We start from the raw sequence: 16,986 nt of genomic DNA on the forward strand, positions 1-16,986 counted from the left end.
TTCCTCCACCACGGAGCGAGAACACCAACGGCAGAGCTGTTCGCTACCAGAGTCCTAATGCCCAACTGCGCCTCCCCGACATGTCTCCGAGCACACTGTCTCAGATCGGAGATCTCCGCATACACCTGGTTCAGACCAAGAAAGCCTCTGCGATCTGGAACCAAACCATCGCGAGCTACCACTACCTCGGATACGTGCCTCTCGCTGGTGCACAACTGCGATATCTGGTAGAAGCCGACTGTGGCTTTGTGTCTGCACTCTCCTTTGGTGCGTCGGCCTGGAAGTGCGCTCCTCGTGACACCCATATCGGCTGGGACGACAAGACTCGTCGTTCCCGGCTGCACCTCGTGGTGGGCAACGCGCGCTTTCTCATCCTGCCTTATATCCAGGTTCCCAACCTCGCCTCCAAGATCCTCGCCAAAGTTACCCGACGCCTGCGTGATGACTGGCAGGTCGCCTATGGCTATGCCCCGGTGCTCGTCGAGACCTTTGTCGAGACTGGTCGCTTTGCTGGTACCAGCTACCGAGCAGCCAATTGGATCCAAGTCGGCAAGACCCAAGGTCGCGGCAAGCTAGACCGCACCCATGCCAAAGCACTACCGGTGAAGGACGTCTATCTTTACCCGCTGCACCGAGCTTACAAAACCATTCTCAGCACTCAGACCAGCATGTGAGATCGCCCCGTCAACGTTACGAATCAAACCCTCTTCGGACGGGATCTCCGAATGTGTACGTTTGAGACTTACTTTATGCCATATCCCGAGGAGAATGTTGCGCAGTGTTTTGAGTATCTGCTTGCCTCGAATTCACGAATTCACCCGATGTCATTTTCAATAGGGATAGAGGATGCGATCTTTATCACGGGAACTTGCCCCACTTCAAACTTCACGAGGAACCAGCTAGAGGAATATGCCGGCGCTCAACTTCAATATAGCGACGAGATCTTTCCAATTGCGATGTCTATCGGTTATGAAAGCAGATATCGCCGTTCTAGAGCTTTCTGATCTTTGAAGTTCGACCTCCGATGACTCATGGGTGATCATCTGCTTCAATAATAAATCCACCTAAGTTTCTTCCAGGGTTTGTTTTTTAAATGATTGGTGAGCGTAGCTAAGGACTACCTTTTCATATGGTCGTGCTGCGGATAGCAAGGCTGGTTGATTATCAGTTTGACTATTTGCCCCGATGACGATCTTACCTTTTGAAAATTTGCTATAGCGTGTCTTGTTATGGCGAGATTGACAATTGTTGGTGTAGGTAAAATGGGTCGGGCAATTCTAGATGCTGTTGTCGCGGTGGGGATTACGGGGCTAGATGAGATCGTAATTTTCGATGCCAACCCAGCCCTTTTGGACGATGCGGTTCTGGCTCATCCAACTATAACTGTGGGTCACAAAATTGAGGCATCAGATATTTACATTATCGCAACCAAACCGCCTGTAGTTCGGGAAGTTGCAGGTGAGATCGGCTTGATCGGTAAGGGCTTGGTGATTTCAATAGCCGCTGGCCTTAGCATATCCTATTTGGAGGAGTCACTTGGGACCCAGATGTCCATCGTTCGCTGCATGCCTAACACCCCTGGTCAGATCGCGATGGGGATTACCGCTCTCTGTGCTAATTCAAATACAACTGCTGGCGAGTTGACTTGGGCGTCGTCGTTGCTTTTGGCTCTTGGTGAGGTGGTTGTGGTTCCTGAGAGTCAAATTGACGCCGTTACTGCGATTTCAGGCTCTGGTCCTGCCTATCTATTTTTATTTGCCGAGGCGATGATTGACGCAGGCGTAGCGCTGGGTTTGAGCGCAGATCTTTCCGCGCGTTTGGCGGTTTCGACGCTTTTGGGTTCGTCTGAGCTTTTGGCACGATCAAACTATGATACCAGAGGACTACGCCTTGCGGTTTCTTCTCCCGGAGGGACCACTATTGCAGCTACAAATGAGATGGAAGATTCTGGTTTACGCAGAGCAATTCATCGTGGAATTGCCGCAGCTCATAAAAGAGCAAGGGAAATGCAAGGCTGAGTTTTCTTTATCACTGCTCTGAATTGGTGCCCTCTCAGGATACCTTAGCGGGCACCTTGGCGGTCGTCGCAGCGATAAAGCCAAAGTAAATTATGGTAATCCCAATTACCAATGTTATTGAGAATGCCGTCATGGCATTTGCCAATGAATTTAGGAGTCCGCTAGCGCCCGTTACTGCCGTTCCGATTGCTATGAGGGCGTTGGATACCTTGAATCGAAGAGTGTTGGTTCGAAAAAAAGATGCAATTGCGCCCACAAAGACTACCGTTGCCCCAACTCCGGATCCGACTCCCGCAAAGAGTCTTGGTAGGACGCTAAAGACCTTTGAACCTTGTGCCAAATGATGCAAGGGGAGTGGGGCTAAAAATGGAGCCGAAATCATCATTCCGGTTACAAGGAATGCCAATAAGACCAAGACCTTGGCAACTTTGTTGCCAATCTTTTCTCCGAATTGGAGATAGACCGTTCCTAGTGCCAAAAATGGCACGTTCAAGATCGCACCAAAGAGATAGAAGACTTTGAATAGAAGGTGGTTCCAGCTACCAGCTGCGCCTAGAGCTAGCGCGAAGGCTGCAATCGCAAACATCGAAAGCGATGATGCCCATGCCAATTCATGAATTTTTTTCTTATTCAGCCACCGTTCATAGGTCGATAGTGCAAATATGACTCCGACTAGTGTGGCTACGATTGCCGAGATTAGCTCTACCATTTTATCTAAGGATAGATGAGATATGGACAAATGTGTTAGCCTTGGCGCTTATCCTATGGTAAAAGTGAGAGTAGCTCCCGAACAAAGGCACTATTGCGCCGACCAATTGGTTGAAAGTGACCGACGTCGAGGCGGAGCGGTGACTAAACGATGATGGTCGACTTAGATCTGTCCAGCTTGAATGTGGCAGTGATCGGCGCTGGAGCGGTTGCAGCTCGAAAGATCGCAAGGTTCGACGCCCTTCCAAGGCGCCTTTTTATCGTATCTCCTGAGATATCGAGGGAACTTTTATTCCAGGTTGGACGCCTCTTGGAAGATTACGATCCAGAAGTTATCAAAGGGGTCGATGCTATTGGGTGCGCCGATCAGATTCTCCTTTCGATCCAAGGCAACCTTGAGGATAATTCCAAGGACATTGAATTGAGATTTGGGCCTATCGAGATTCGCTTAGGCGAATATAATGAAGGCGACCTTGATGGCATTGACTATGTGGTCGTATGTACGGATAAGCATGAGCTGAATGACTCTATTACCAAAGCCGCACTAAGTGGTAAAGTTTTAGTGAACAATACTAGCGACTTTAGATCTAGTACTGTGAGAAATGTTGCGGTAAGGGCGTTGGAGAACTTTTCTGTGGGGGTAAGTTCCCATCGTCCGGTACCGGCGGTAAGCGATTGGGTTTGCGACGGACTTGTTCGGAGCATGGATCCATCGCTTGATAAGTTTATAGAAGCCTGTGCGAGTATTCGTGAGACTTTGAAGATGGAAAAGGTGAGCCTGTCAAGGGGGGCGTGGTCGAGGGTTCTTGAATCGGGAGCTTTTGATTTTATGAAGATGGGCGAAACAGATTTGGCGATTAGTGAGATTTATAAATGCCTCTCGTAGCAGTGGGAATTTCCCAAAATGAATTAGGTAGCAGAGATTTCAGTGATTTCTCGATAGACGACCAGCGTTGCATGGATTTGTTGGTCGACTTGACCGCTTCTAGCCTTGTTGAAGAGGCAGTCGTTGTAAATACCTGTGCCCGAACTGAGGTTTATGCAGTTGTCTCTTCATTCCATGCTGGGGTTGACACTGTAATTGAGCACCTAAGTCTGTGGCTTTCTGCGAATAGGTCAGAGATCGCTGAGGTCGCTCATGTATATTACGATAATGGTGCTTCGCGTCATTTGTTTAGACTTACATCTGGCATTGAATCGACAATTATTGGTGAGTCAGAGATAATTGGGCAAGTTAAGCGTGCTTATTCAAGGGCTCATGATGTGGGCACCACTAAGAGTTTCTTGGAGCGCCTCTTCCAACGGTCACTTGAGGTAGGTAAGAAGGTTCGTAGCGAGACCGCGATCTCGCAGGGAACAGTCTCCTCTGCTTATGCTGCCACGGAAATGTTGGCTCGAATAAAGCCTGGTGTGGAGCGAGCGCTCGTAGTGGGTGCTGGAGAGATCGGCTCGAAGATAACTCAAGCCTTGGTCGATAATGGAGTTAGTGTTCACGTTGCGAATCGAACAGCCGAGCGTGGTGAGAAGTTGGCTGAGTCCTTTGGCGCATCGTCTATTCCTTTAGACTTTGCCCTTTCAAACCTAGTCGACTACGACGCTGCCTTTTTCGCGACTGGTACCTCGACTTATTTAGTTGAAAAGGGTGCGCTTGCTAAGGCGATCTTATCGAAGGTGGATGTCGATTCTCAACTGGTGCTTTTTGATCTCGGCATGCCTAGAAACCTTGACCCCCAACTGGGTTTAATCTCCAGTGTTGAGCTGGTTGATCTCGAGCGTATCTACGACTACTTAAACGATGAGATGAAAAAACGAAGGTCTCAGATATCTCTCGTTGAAGAGATTATCGATTTGGAGTTGGCAGACTTTTCTTCCCGAGCCACCCAGGCCGCCACCCTTGGGCCGACGATTGCTTCACTCTATGCCTTTGGAGAAAGTGTCAAATCTGGAGAGCTAGAGCGGTTTAGGAGTAGGCTGTCGAACTTGGACCCCGAAGAAGCAAAGGCAGTAGAGGCGTTAGTATCTGGCATTGTTGGAAAGATCTTGCACGCTCCCGTGAGCAAATTAAAACAGACGAACCTAGAACGCGCCGAGCGATTAGCGGATTCTCTGCACTACCTCTTTGGACTTTAGTTTTAGGTATGGGCGAAAAATCATGACGAAGATCGTTCGGATAGCCACACGCCATTCGGAGCTTGCCCTCTATCAAGCACGAGAGGTAGCCTCTCGGCTGAAATGTGACTTTGAAATTGTTGAGATTACGTCAAGTGGTGATCGTGACCTAATAAGCTCGCTGTCGCAGATTGGCGGAACGGGAATCTTTGTCAAAGAGGTTCAAAATGCTCTGCTTGAAGGGCGGGCAGACATAGCTGTTCATTCAGCTAAAGACCTTCCTGGGGTTCTTCCTGAGGCGACGACCATTGCGGGATATCTTCCCCGAGGTGACATCCGTGATGCAATATTTGGATCTCGAATAAGTGATCTTCGTGAAGGCGCCATTGTGGCCACTGGGTCGGCCCGGCGAAGGGCGCTACTTTTATCTAAGCGCCCCGACGTTAAAGTGGTTGACTTGAGGGGGAATATCCGAAGTCGTCTCTCGAAGGTTGGTGAGGTTGACGCGATCTTGGTGGCAAATGCAGCCTTGGTGCGTCTTGGCATTGATTTGGAGCTTGGAGAGATCTTCGAGCCCGAAGAGTTTTGCCCACAGATTGGACAAGGAGCAATTGCTATTGAAGCTCGGCTCGACGATCTGTCGACCCTACAGCTTGTTCGGGAGGTCTCTGATTCTGATACGTTTTTGCAGTTGACCGCCGAACGGAGTCTCTTGGCCACATTGGGGGCGGGTTGCACATTGGCGGTTGGAGCCTATTCATCGCTGATCGGGCCTCGAGTTTCCCTCTTTGGGATGATTAGCTCCAGCGATGGAGATGAATTTGTCACAGTCAAAATGGAGAGCGAGGACCCGGGCCTACTAGGCCAGAGGGCGGGTGCATTTCTTCTTGAGAATGGTGGCTCACGCCTTTTGTCTAATGGCTAATTTTTTCATTTGGTCTGCTTTTGATTAGAGCCGATGTTGGGCCATAATTTATTTTCTTGCGAGGTCGCCTCGACCCGTTGATTGGTGACTCATCTCAGGCGAAGTGGCCTTTGTCTGCTGTAATCTTTGCCCCCGGAACATTTTTGTCACTTGACCGAGGTGCCCGGTACCTCATTGAAACCGCAATAGGATTGTTCTGATTCGACTAAGTTAGGTTTGTGTGAGTAGTTCTAATCAGAGGTTTTCAAGCGGCGTAGTTTATCTAGTTGGTGCTGGACCTGGGGATCCCGGATTGCTAACTCTGCGAGGTCGCGATCTTTTGTCAAGTGCAGATTGCGTTATATATGACTACCTTGCCGATTTGTCACTACTCAAATATGTCCCGAGTGACGCTGAAATAATCGACGTAGGTAAGCGTCCTGATCGACCAATGCCCCAGGATGAGATCAATGAAATTATTCTTGCCTGCGCCAAACGACATGAGAAGGTGGTGCGTCTAAAAGGTGGAGATCCTATGCTCTTTGGCCGCGGTGGCGAGGAGGCCATGGCTCTTGTTGAACATAAGATTCGATTTGAAGTTGTGCCCGGAGTCTCGTCTGCAATTGCTGTACCTGCTTATGCCGGAATTCCGGTTACCCATAGGGGCGTTTCAAATACCTTGACGATAGTCACCGGCCACCGACAAGGAGGTGGTGAGGGCGAGATGGACTTTGAAGCCTTAGTTCGATTAGGTGGAACGATAGTTGTACTCATGGGTGTGGCACACCGAAAGGCGATAGCTCAAGGATTGATTGATGCTGGGATGGCATCCAACACACCGGCGGCAAGTATTCAATGGGGAACAAAAGCTGGACAAAAGAGCTGGCGTGGTACGGTTGGCGAGCTTGGGGAAGCTCCGATATCTTCTCCTTCGACCATTGTTATAGGTGCCGTGGCATCCTTCAATCTAGATTTTTTCGAGTCGCGGCCACTTTTTGGAAAGAAGATTGTGATCACGAGGGCACCCCGTCAAACGGGCCTCCTCGAAGGCCAATTGAGATTACTAGGCGCCGAGGTAGTGGTTGCACCGTCGATCGACATTGCTCCACCTCTCGATAACTATGACTCTCTCGATCGGGAGATCTCACGGATTGAAACCTATGAATACTTGATCTTTACCTCCGTTAATGCAGTGGAGGCGTTTTTTAGTCGAATCGATGATATTAGGAGACTCGCGAGACTCAAACTCGTGGCAATTGGTACTTCAACTCAAAAGGCGATAGAGAGTTTTCAACTCCGTGTGGATTTGGTGCCAAGAGAGGCTCACCAAGAGGCTTTACTGAAAGAGTTTCCGATTGATAAGGGTCGAGTCCTCTATCCGAGAGCCGAGATAGTTCGGGACCTCCTGATCGGTGGACTGATCGAACTGGGTCACGAAGTTGTCGATCCAATAGCCTACCGTAATGTCGACTATGACCCTAGTGAGATCGAAATCGATGCAATTTTAGGTTGTGACGGTATATGTTTTACGTCATCTTCGTCGGTAGTAAACTTCCTAAAGATCTACTCTAAGGATAGACTGCCGCGTTCCGTATTTTCAATAGGGCCGATCACCACTAAGACTGCGCGTGACTGTGGAATTGAGGTATCTGCTACTGCTGAGCTTCACAATCTCGATGGTTTGGTTGAAACCCTTGTTGCTTTTTTCGCTGATGACTTTCCATCTGTGGACAGAATTGGATAGATCTATACAAATTCATAATAAGCGCCATCACTAGGGGTGTCTTTTTAGATTTTTCTGAATGTCTTTTGCACGAGGGCTGTCAGCTGATAATCATTTTATTTCGGTAACGGATAGGTTGTTACGTCGGATTTCGATTTGCTTGATGGCCTTTGGCGATTTGGCCCTAAATTTTAACTATGGCAAATATCGTGCGGCGCCCAAGGCGTCTTCGTTCTACCGCAGCACTTCGTGATCTAGTTTCGGAGGTGCAAATAAGTAACAACGATCTTATTGCACCACTTTTCATAAAAGAGGCACTTGATGAGCCAGTTCCGATCTCATCTTTACCTGGGATCTATCAACATAGCGTTACCTCGGCGATCGAAGAGGCGCGTCGTTTGAATGACTTAGGGGTAAAGGGCTTCATGCTCTTTGGAGTCCCGAGTCAAAAGGATCCCCTTGGAACCCAAGGATATGACGATAATGGGATAACTCAACTCTCGATCGGGGCCTTCAAAGAGGCTTTTGGTGACCAGGCAGTCGTAATGGCGGATCTTTGTCTTGATGAGTTTACGGATCATGGTCATTGTGGAGTCCTGGACCAACGCGGTTGCGTGGACAACGACAAGACTCTTGAACTCTATGGCGAAATGGCGTTGGCTCAAGCCCGAAGTGGCGTTGACTTTGTAGCGCCCTCCGGAATGATGGATGGACAAGTTGCATTTATTCGACAAACCTTAGACCAAGCCGGATTCGTGGGTGTGGGTATCTTGGCGTATTCGGCCAAGTACGCCTCAGCATTCTACGGGCCGTTCCGCGATGCGGTTGATGTGACGATTGCCAATGGTGGAGACAGGAAGGGTTATCAACAGGACTTTAGAAATCGTCGTGAGGCAATATTGGAGATAGAACTCGACATCTCTGAAGGTGCTGACATGGTTATGGTGAAGCCCGCTTCGAGCTATCTCGACATAATCTCTACCATTCGACCAATGGTCAACCTGCCAATCGCCGCTTACCAGGTATCGGGTGAATATGCAATGGTAAAAGCCGCTGATGCGGCAGGATATATTGACGGTACTGCAGTGGCTCTTGAGCAGTTACACGCTATCAAGCGTGCTGGGGCGGACTTTATATTGACTTACTTTTCGCACGAACTTGCTGAGATTCTTAGATAATAATCCCACTGGCATCTCCAATGGTTTGTAGATTTCTACACATTGGAGCAAATTTCAAGGTTCATTTATTTGGGTGGTTGCAGATCCTATTCAACGCCTCAACGTGAATGGCGTTAGAAGCCTAAAAACTCAGTCGACGTCTTAGATAACGGCCGAATCTTATCTTATGGACCATCAAGTGGGTGACATAACAGAGATTCGAACAGTTAGATAGTCGATCGTCATAATGTGTTTTATGCTGGCATAGCTTGGGTCAGACTTGTCGTCTCGAGCTGTAGTTTAAAATGGGGCATAAGCTAAAGCGTTTAGCAGCTTAGTCAAATGAAGCTAGGTAGATCCCACCCCAGCTCGGCATGACGGATCAGATTTTATAACGAACCTATTTTTCGGTCGAGCATTTTACTAGGAATGTACCACTGGTTCTTCAAATGGATTTACAAACCCTAACTCTAAAAGCTTGCCTTCTCCCCACTTTTGAACAAAGTGTTCTTGGTCTTTTTTGACTATCTTGCGGATCCAGGAGGCAATGATTGGATCTTTGGTTCCAACGGTTTCGGAGAGGCCATGGGAGATTTTGCTTTCATGAACGCAAGTCGGTGACCTTCCAAATTCGCGCATTCTTACATAAAGATCCGTATCTTGAAACCAAATTGTAAAAGATTCGTCAAAGAACTCGTCCTTACCTGCGGAAAGCAATTCGATTGATGAGGCTTTGAATACAAAGCACCAAGCGGAAAAGTCATATCGAGTCATCTCTAAGGTGTAGGGAAATACTACAAGTTCTCCTGAGTCAAGTGATTCTTGCAAAGGGTCCCACCATCCGGGGAGTAACTGAACGTCATCATTTACGATCGCGATATATTCAGTTTGAGCAGAGCGTACTCCAGTGTTGACTGGAGTCGTGTATCCCTGGGGCGCACCTCCGTTGTCGACGATAACTGTTTGAAACGGTACCTCTGTGGTTTGATATATAGATTTGACCAATCGTAGGAAACGCGCCGAGGTGACATCCAATGTTGGGACGATTATTGTGAGAATCGGTTTTATACCAGGTCCAGGGTTTGCTGGGATTTTGGCCTTGGTAGGATTCGCATGTCTTGTCCCCATCTTGGTCTTTTTTGCAGTTTCGTTTAAGTCGATGGGATAGTTGGCAGCTCGTTTCGTGAATGTTTTGAGTTCGGATATTTCATTGAGACCAAAGTGATTGATCTGAGAGAGTTCTTCGATAATCAGTTGTGTCTCGATTACCTCAATACCCTCGAATTCGATTGCGATCTCTATCGACTGGTCGGCAGAACTAATATTGCTTTGTTCCGTTTTTGCATTAGCATCTAGGAAGCGCATCAATTGATCGATTATGCCGAATTTACTTAGGTTCAATGCAATTGTTTTGGCCATTGGATGGTATTCGGTAGATTCCTGGGGCCATTGGGACTTTTGATTTGGGTCGGCCAGAGAAAATATTGGAAAAGGGTATTCTCGAAATTTAGCGATCGCATCTACAGAGAGTTCAGCGCGCTCGCCGTAGGGCAAAAAGGCGATGGCGCCTATATATGGCTTCGCGTTTCCATTTCCGAGATCAACTGGATATAGGCGTTAACATCTACATCAGAATCAGCAAAGACCAAAAGCAAAAACCAAAAGCAAAAAACTCATGCCTTCAATATCGGAATAACCAGGATAGTTCTGAAGCCCTGACGCCATATGCAAGAATCTAAAGACATACCCGATGATGCTTTTGGGATCTAAATCAGCCAGAGATAGCTTTTGTGGCAAGGTGTATGGATTCTTAAATTGAGCTTGAGTTTGGTCAACTTTGTTTCGATATAAAGTTGGAGACTTTTAACTTAAGTCCTAGCCCGACTCGGTCGTTGAGACTAAGAGCGCGCGATCTTGAAACGAACTAGGGAAGACGATTAGAGTGACCACAACTGAATCTCGAAGTACCTTATCTGAGGATGCGCCCGCATCGAAAGGACTTCAAGCGCCATCTTTTAATACTCGAACGCGGCGTCCGCGAAGCGATAAGGCAGTAGCTGCATTGAAAGTTCGTCGAAGTATTTCAAGTGATGACCGTGCCTCATCAATTGTAAAACCCGAGGTCCCTGAAGAGTCCTCTGTTGAGGTGGAGGTCGATTTTGATTTCCAAAAGCTATCGTTCGGGGGTGATCTTCTGGGACGAGGTTCTAATGAATCTTGTGATGAACGACAAGTTGGAAAAGAAGGTTTCTCTTTTGGATCGGATCGATTTCGTGTTAATCGATCGATGGTCGATGACTCTGGGTCCCACCTGAAGAATGGCTCGATCTCGGGGGGTCGAGTGGTTACAAATAAAGTTGCTATCTCTGACGATGCGCGAAAGGTCAAAGCATCACTGAATCGAATTGCCGTCACAGGGTCAAGTCTAGGGGTACGTATTGCCGAGATGGCTGGTGTCTTGGAGGTGGTTTCGAGCTCAATTGATGATCAATTGGCCGAGGTTGCATCACTTGGTGATTTGGCAGAGGGACTCTCTGTGCGAAATAGCGGTGTCGCGCATTCGGCCGATTTGGCTCGGGGGCTAACTCAAAACTTGAATAGCCGAATCTCAGTTACTAAGAGCCAAGTCGATGACGCTGTTGGCGAAATTAAGCAGCTTATCAAGTGGGTGAATGCCACATCTGAGGAATTGGTTCGGCTTAGTGATGTCGCTGGAGGTATAGGAGAATTTACTACTGCAATATCGAGGATTGCCCAACAGACCCATATCTTGGCCCTAAATGCAAGAATTGAAGCTATGCGTTCTGGAAGCGCGGGCGCAAGTTTTGCCGTGATAGCTAATTCGATTAGACAACTTGCTGATCAGACAATTAAAGCTGCCGCTGAGAGCGCAAATACTGCAAATCTTTTGCGTGAACGAATTGATATTCTTTCAAAGGATTCAGGCACTGCTAAAGATAGGGCGAAACGTGCTGAATGGGCAACTACCTCGATGGCTGATGCGATATCGGAGATAGAGAGTTCATTGGAAGACGCAGATTTGACAGTATCTGAAATAGCCGTATCTGCATCAGAGTCAGCAACAGAGATGCGGGAGTTCGCAGATGGCATTGGTCGCCTATCAAAGGAAGTCGCAGATTCTAATAAAGAGCTCTTCGAAGGTCGAGAGCTCGTAGCATCAGCTCAAGCAGCTTCGAATTTTTTGGTAAATCAGACTGTGAATTCGGGAGTCAAGACCGTTGACTACTTTTTTGCTCATCTCTCGTTTGATATTGCACGAGAGATAGCTGGTCTATTCGAGAGATCTATTCGGGACGGTCGAATCTCGACATCGAGCCTCTTTGATGATAATTATCTTCCAATCGATGGTACTTTACCTACCCAGTACACAACAAAGTACGTTAACTTTACCGACCAGGTTCTACCAGCAATTCAAGAGCGGGTTCTGGAGATGGATAAGCGAATTATCTTTTGTGCTGCAATGGATCGAAATGAATACATAGGGACTCACAACCATATCTATTCCAAACCACAGGGAGATGATGTGGATTGGAACGCAGCGAACTCTAGAAACAGGCGAATCTTTTTAGATGATGTTGCTAAAGCAGCGGCTGCTAATGAAGACGAACATCTGATTCAGCTCTATCGTCTAGATATGGGCACCGGACAATTTGTGATCAGCAAGGACGCTTCCTCGCCTATTTATGTCGGAGGACGTCATTGGGGAGCCCTTCGGATAACCTATCGTGCCTAACGATCCTCTCTGGGGTTGCTTGAGTTTTTGTAATTGAGGCGCCCAAGGTAGCACTATGGATGTTGGGTCCAACGCAGCATCTCGTGATAGTGCCCACTGGGGCTTTTAAATAGGTCTCATGAGCTTTGGGGGATTTCAGCTAGGATCTCTGTTATCCACTTTTAGCCGATCTGTCGCCATTAAGTGGGTTATAAAAACTATTTGTGGCCCTTTTGGCCTGACCTCCGAGGAAAATTGCACGTGAATAGCCCTGAATCAAAAGTCACCAATGCTTCACTGTTCGATCGAGCATGTGAGCTAATACCCGGCGGTGTAAATTCGCCCGTCAGAGCCTTTCGTTCGGTAGGCGGAGGAACGCCATATTTTGTTGAATCGGGCAAGGGTGCGTTTGTCGTTGACGTCGAAGGCAGAAAGTATCTTGATTACGTACAATCCTACGGAGCGTCGATTCATGGCCATGCCCACGACGACGTTGTGGAAGCCATCATCTCGGCGGCCAGGAAAGGGTCTACCTTTGGAGCACCAACGCCTAACGAGGTTGTACTTGCCCAATTGCTAATAGATCGGGTGCCCGGTTGTGAGATGATTCGCCTTTGTTCTAGCGGCACCGAGGCTACGATGTCTGCCCTCAGAGTCGCAAGAGGTTTTACGGGGCGAAATAAGATAGTGAAATTCGACGGGTGTTATCACGGCCATTCCGATGGTTTGTTGGCTGGAGCAGGTAGCGGTTTGGCCTCTCTTTCGCTTCCAGATAGTGCGGGTGTCTCACCTAGTTCTATTGCTGACACAATGGTCTTTGAATATAACACTGTTCCCACCTTGGACGAGTCGGTCGCGGCTGTCATTGTGGAGCCCGTTGCGGCCAATATGAACCTTGTGCTCCCGGTTGCTGGTTTTCTAGAAGGACTGCGCGCCGAATGTGATCGTGTTGGAGCATTACTGATTTTCGATGAGGTAATTACTGGATTTAGAGTGGGCTTTGGCGGCGCGTCTAAGCATTTTGGTGTTACCCCGGATCTTTGGTGCTTTGGTAAAGTCATCGGAGGGGGATTGCCGATTGGCGCTTTTGGTGGTCGAGGCGAAGTAATGTCTAAGTTGGCGCCAATTGGTCCGGTCTATCAGGCCGGCACCTTGTCGGGCAATCCGGTTGCCACCGCCGCAGGCATTGCTGCTTTGAGCCTCTTGGACGAATCAAGTTATCTTATGCTAGCGGGCCGTTCTAAGGCTCTTGGTGAAGGGCTATCTAAGGTTTTTTCCGATGTCGGCGTAAACGTTGTGGTTTCGGTATTTGAGTCTTTGCTCGGATTATTCTTTTTAGATACTGCTCCAAGGAACTATTCAGAGTCCAAGGTGAGCGGAGACAGCGGTCTCTACAGTATCTTTTTTCGAGAAATGCTTCGCCGTGGTGTCGCCTTTGCTCCTGGCGCCTATGAGGTCATATTCCCTTCTTTGGCACATAGTTGGGACGACATCGAATGGACGGTTGACATTGCGAGTGCTGCGGCTGGAGAAGTGGCAAAGCATATAGAGAAAAGATCGAAATCTTAGAGTCAATCGCACTTTGTAACTATGAGTAGCCTAGAAAAGATGCGATTACCTAGAAAGAGCGACAAGTCATAAAAGCGATAGACCCCAAGGAACCCAAGATAGTGGACGATTATCGAAGTGTCTCATTCGATAATCGTCCGAGGCCTAGGCGTTAGTTATCTGTTTTTACGGAAGGTCGCTTTGGTATCTGAATTAATTTCATGAATTTGGCGCGGTTTTTGGATACTGGCCTCCAGATGAGATCTTTGGTCTTGACTGCGCCAAGGCCAAGCTGATAGAGCGCCTCCGGAGTTCCGATGTGGTTTGGTCGCATAAGGTTTGCCATAATTCGTACGATAGGGGTCATGATGCTCTTAGAGTTCATTCCAAGACCAACGCTAGCTCGCATAATGGTTGGGTGTCCTATTAGGCCTACGAAAGCTCTGGCGACCCTGTAGTAATTCCCATATATTGATTCAAGGCTACGTTCGTAACGCGATAAAATGGAAGGATCATCTAAAGATAATGCATCAAATATCACTCCGGCCGCCAGACGTCCAGTCTCATAGCCGTATGCTATTCCTTCACCATTCATTGGGTTAATTGTTCCGCTTGCATCTCCTATTAAGATGAAGTTTGAGCCAACTCGTGGACTAACCGATAGCCCCATCGGAAGTTTTCCGCCCGTGCCGACATAGATCGGATCATCAAGGGAAAGACCCCATCGTTTGGGTGCGTTTTCGACGAAGGCTTCCATAACTTTGGTGGTGTTGACATCTTTCCACTTGCCTAAAGTGGAAAGAAGGCCGATTCCTACATTTACTCTTCCATCTCCAAGTGGGAAGATCCATCCGTATCCGGGGAGTATCTCCCCTTCTTTTGTTCTTATGTCGAGGTGGGATTCGATGAATGGATCACCCGAGAGTGGCGATGAGAAGTATCCCCGTAACGCTAAGCCCATAGGGAGCGATCTATCTCTTTTTGCCCCGAGTAACCTCCCTATTCGTGAGTTGGATCCATCTCCAACAAGTAGATATTTAGGGTGAAATGAAACTGTAGTGGATGAGGCTTTGTCGTATGCCTCGACAGCTGTTACCTTACCATTTGGATCTCTTTCAATCGATACGGCTTCATGACCTTGGAGAATTGTTGCTCCAGCATTTTCCGCATTCTTCGCAACTGCTTCGTCCAGTCGAAAGCGAGTCACAACATATCCATATGATGGAAGGTCTGGATGATCTGGCCATGAGAGTTCCATCTCTTTTTTTAACGCTACAGCTCGCAGACCGTCATAGCGATGGGTGGTTTCAAGAAAGTCCCCCATTCCCATTGCTTCGAGCTGAAAGACAGAACGTGGAGTAAGGCCGTCTCCGCAGGTCTTTTCTCTTGGAAACGTCTTCTTCTCTAGGACTACTACAGAGACCCCGTATTTAGAGAGCCAATAAGCAGCACTTGCCCCGCTAGGGCCTGCTCCAATTATCAAAACATCACATTGGTTGTTCAACTCAGTCATCGCCTATAGCCTAGGGCTCTATTGAAGTTAACTCAAAGGTGCAGTAAAGAGCAGTCGTAAACTTTTGATATTCACATGCTTGCTCGCATGGTCTACCGATGACCATCGGTTTATAGACCGCGCGCGAAGACAACCATAGCTGATCGTTAGTTGTCCCCTTGGCGTGCCTTAGTTTTGTTTGCTCGAAGTGGTCAGGGATTTTGGATTAACTTTGTAGATTTCGTGTGTTAATTCTTGGTCAGAGGTGTTTGTGGACGGTTGATATTCGCCGTTTTATCTTCTACTACAATGACTAGATCTTGGAATAAACCAGTGCTAGATCTGCCGGCATAAGATTACTTGGTGAATTATTCAACGCATTTCGTTATGGTTTCTGGCTTATGACATCGGGTATTTAAGATATTTATTCCTCACAAATTAATGAAGTGATAAAGCGTTATTTGAACCTTTTCATAAATTCCTCTAACAAAGGCGCAGACTATAAAGAATTATGAAGGTGTGGAGATCGAGAGCTCTGCTCGTTCTTTTAAAAGCAAAAATTGGATTGTCGTATGAAATATTTCAAGGGAACACATCTCTTTTCCTTGCTCTAAAAAATATTTCGACCATGGGCAACTATTTAGATTTCAAAGATTTATTTGTATCCGTCGCGCTCGGCCTAGGATGAACGTGTGATTAGATTTGTACAATCCTGGTGGTCAATCAAGGACTTTATAGCCCAATTTGGATAGCCTAATTTGGATAGCCCAATTTGGCACAGATCGCCATCAAGTTCGAAGCTCTACTAATTGGCGGCATAAAATTGTTGATTGGCTACCTGCCATTTAGGTACCGAATGATATTATGGGTGGGATTTTTGTGATCTCAAGGAAATCTCGTTTTTTTGATCGAGGATTTCAGATCCCACTAACGCTCGCAGTGCGTCTGTGTATTGATTTGCTGAGTAACCTATCTGGTTTTGGGTCCTGGCAATTGCCCCATTATCACCAGAGAAGTAGATTAATAATTATCCTCTTCAGGTTAATTTATGCAGATTAATAATTAACTCACATCAGTAGGTTTGTCGGAACAGGTTGCTGTATATCGATCTGAAGACTCGTTTTCTTAAAAGGTTGATAAATATTGCTATTGCTTCAGCGAGATAATGTGATAAATCGCGGGTGCTAACTTAATTATCACTTCAATGATCAATCGCAAATTAGATTAATGGCATTGCGGGCATCAGGAATGGATCCCGGTAGAAGCCTGGATGTCAACTCAGGAATTTTTGGCCCTATCAATCCTTTGGTATTTTATACAATTTCATATGCGAAACCTTGATTAAATGGGCTTTCGAATGACTTAGATTTAATCGGTTGTTTTCGAGCTGTAATGTATTTTTGGAAGTCTTTCTGGCTTCAAGAGGACCGAATGGATGCATCGCCTAAATTGCATCGTTCTTACTTTGGTTTTTGAGTTCTCTTCCTTTTGGAATCGACCCAGGAATCGACCCAGGAATCGACCCAGGAATCGACCCAGGAATCGACCCAGGAATCGACCCAGGAATCGACCCAGGAATCGACCCAGGAATCGA

The 16,986-nt window shown here is 47.4% G+C and carries 13 protein-coding genes; 10 read left to right on the forward strand and 3 right to left on the reverse strand.

The features are described 5' to 3' along the window. From AXFE_RS14270 to proC, 3 genes are all read left to right on the forward strand, one after another. Positions 1 to 674: Druantia anti-phage system protein DruA (locus AXFE_RS14270; RefSeq protein ID WP_052606628.1), on the forward strand; the 674-nt coding region annotated here is incomplete at its 5' end. A gap of 51 nt (positions 675 to 725) precedes the next feature. Next, positions 726 to 1,004 carry a type III secretion system chaperone family protein gene (locus tag AXFE_RS14275; RefSeq protein WP_152626113.1) on the forward strand — a complete coding sequence of 93 codons (279 nt, stop codon included), beginning with the start codon at positions 726 to 728 and terminating at the stop codon, positions 1,002 to 1,004. A 225-nt stretch (positions 1,005 to 1,229) separates the two neighbouring features. Then, the gene (gene proC / locus AXFE_RS14280) at positions 1,230 to 2,018 is read left to right on the forward strand and encodes a pyrroline-5-carboxylate reductase (protein ID WP_052606630.1); all 789 of its coding nucleotides are present in this window, start codon (positions 1,230 to 1,232) and stop codon (positions 2,016 to 2,018) included. Between the two features lie 34 nt (positions 2,019 to 2,052). On the opposite strand, the gene AXFE_RS14285 is transcribed toward proC, so the two are convergent. After that, complete coding sequence (locus AXFE_RS14285; protein WP_052606631.1) at positions 2,053 to 2,757, reverse strand: hypothetical protein; 705 nt, start codon at positions 2,755 to 2,757, stop codon at positions 2,053 to 2,055. A gap of 120 nt (positions 2,758 to 2,877) precedes the next feature. On the opposite strand from AXFE_RS14285, the gene AXFE_RS14290 reads away from it, so the two are divergent. The 5 genes from AXFE_RS14290 to hemB all read left to right on the forward strand — a co-directional run bounded on the left by AXFE_RS14290 (position 2,878) and on the right by hemB (position 8,640). Beyond that, on the forward strand, positions 2,878 to 3,612 hold the full coding sequence (locus tag AXFE_RS14290; protein ID WP_052606632.1) for an NAD(P)-dependent oxidoreductase: 735 nt from the start codon (positions 2,878 to 2,880) through the stop codon (positions 3,610 to 3,612). Next, positions 3,600 to 4,856 carry a glutamyl-tRNA reductase gene (gene hemA, locus AXFE_RS14295; protein WP_052606633.1) on the forward strand — a complete coding sequence of 419 codons (1,257 nt, stop codon included), beginning with the start codon at positions 3,600 to 3,602 and terminating at the stop codon, positions 4,854 to 4,856. The genes AXFE_RS14290 and hemA overlap by 13 nt, the downstream gene beginning before the upstream one ends. Before the next feature lie 22 nt (positions 4,857 to 4,878). Further along, complete coding sequence (gene hemC, locus AXFE_RS14300) at positions 4,879 to 5,760, forward strand: hydroxymethylbilane synthase (protein WP_052606634.1); 882 nt, start codon at positions 4,879 to 4,881, stop codon at positions 5,758 to 5,760. 220 nt (positions 5,761 to 5,980) lie between these two features. Continuing rightward, positions 5,981 to 7,483 (forward strand): uroporphyrinogen-III C-methyltransferase, encoded by a 1,503-nt coding sequence (gene cobA / locus AXFE_RS14305; RefSeq protein ID WP_052606635.1) that lies wholly within the window; start codon positions 5,981 to 5,983, stop codon positions 7,481 to 7,483. A 176-nt stretch (positions 7,484 to 7,659) separates the two neighbouring features. Continuing rightward, positions 7,660 to 8,640, forward strand: coding sequence for a porphobilinogen synthase (gene hemB, locus AXFE_RS14310; RefSeq protein WP_052606636.1), 981 nt, complete (start codon positions 7,660 to 7,662; stop codon positions 8,638 to 8,640). A gap of 402 nt (positions 8,641 to 9,042) precedes the next feature. Here hemB and AXFE_RS14315 read toward each other — a convergent pair whose 3' ends face one another. Next, positions 9,043 to 10,173: a glycosyltransferase family 2 protein gene (locus tag AXFE_RS14315; RefSeq protein ID WP_052606637.1), complete on the reverse strand. Its 1,131-nt coding sequence runs from the start codon at positions 10,171 to 10,173 to the stop codon at positions 9,043 to 9,045. 388 nt (positions 10,174 to 10,561) lie between these two features. On the opposite strand from AXFE_RS14315, the gene AXFE_RS14320 reads away from it, so the two are divergent. Further along, on the forward strand, positions 10,562 to 12,373 hold the full coding sequence (locus AXFE_RS14320; protein WP_052606638.1) for a methyl-accepting chemotaxis protein: 1,812 nt from the start codon (positions 10,562 to 10,564) through the stop codon (positions 12,371 to 12,373). Between the two features lie 240 nt (positions 12,374 to 12,613). Next, the gene (hemL, locus tag AXFE_RS14325; protein WP_052606639.1) at positions 12,614 to 13,921 is read left to right on the forward strand and encodes a glutamate-1-semialdehyde 2,1-aminomutase; all 1,308 of its coding nucleotides are present in this window, start codon (positions 12,614 to 12,616) and stop codon (positions 13,919 to 13,921) included. A gap of 151 nt (positions 13,922 to 14,072) precedes the next feature. On the opposite strand, the gene AXFE_RS14330 is transcribed toward hemL, so the two are convergent. Further along, positions 14,073 to 15,413: a geranylgeranyl reductase family protein gene (locus tag AXFE_RS14330; RefSeq protein WP_052606640.1), complete on the reverse strand. Its 1,341-nt coding sequence runs from the start codon at positions 15,411 to 15,413 to the stop codon at positions 14,073 to 14,075. Between the last annotated feature and the right edge of the window lie 1,573 nt (positions 15,414 to 16,986).

Source organism: Acidithrix ferrooxidans, from assembly GCF_000949295.1.
Taxonomy (GTDB): Bacteria; Actinomycetota; Acidimicrobiia; order Acidimicrobiales; family Acidimicrobiaceae; genus Acidithrix; species Acidithrix ferrooxidans.

Bases quoted from the DNA above. Each gene is read 5' to 3' on its own strand.
- AXFE_RS14275 (WP_152626113.1), top strand. From the start codon at position 726: ATGTGTACGTTTGAGACTTACTTTATGCCATATCCCGAGGAGAATGTT.
- proC (WP_052606630.1), top strand. From the start codon at position 1,230: ATGGCGAGATTGACAATTGTTGGTGTAGGTAAAATGGGTCGGGCAATT.
- AXFE_RS14290 (WP_052606632.1), top strand. From the start codon at position 2,878: ATGATGGTCGACTTAGATCTGTCCAGCTTGAATGTGGCAGTGATCGGC.
- hemA (WP_052606633.1), top strand. From the start codon at position 3,600: ATGCCTCTCGTAGCAGTGGGAATTTCCCAAAATGAATTAGGTAGCAGA.
- hemC (WP_052606634.1), top strand. From the start codon at position 4,879: ATGACGAAGATCGTTCGGATAGCCACACGCCATTCGGAGCTTGCCCTC.
- hemB (WP_052606636.1), top strand. From the start codon at position 7,660: ATGGCAAATATCGTGCGGCGCCCAAGGCGTCTTCGTTCTACCGCAGCA.
- AXFE_RS14330 (WP_052606640.1), bottom strand. From the start codon at position 15,413: ATGACTGAGTTGAACAACCAATGTGATGTTTTGATAATTGGAGCAGGC.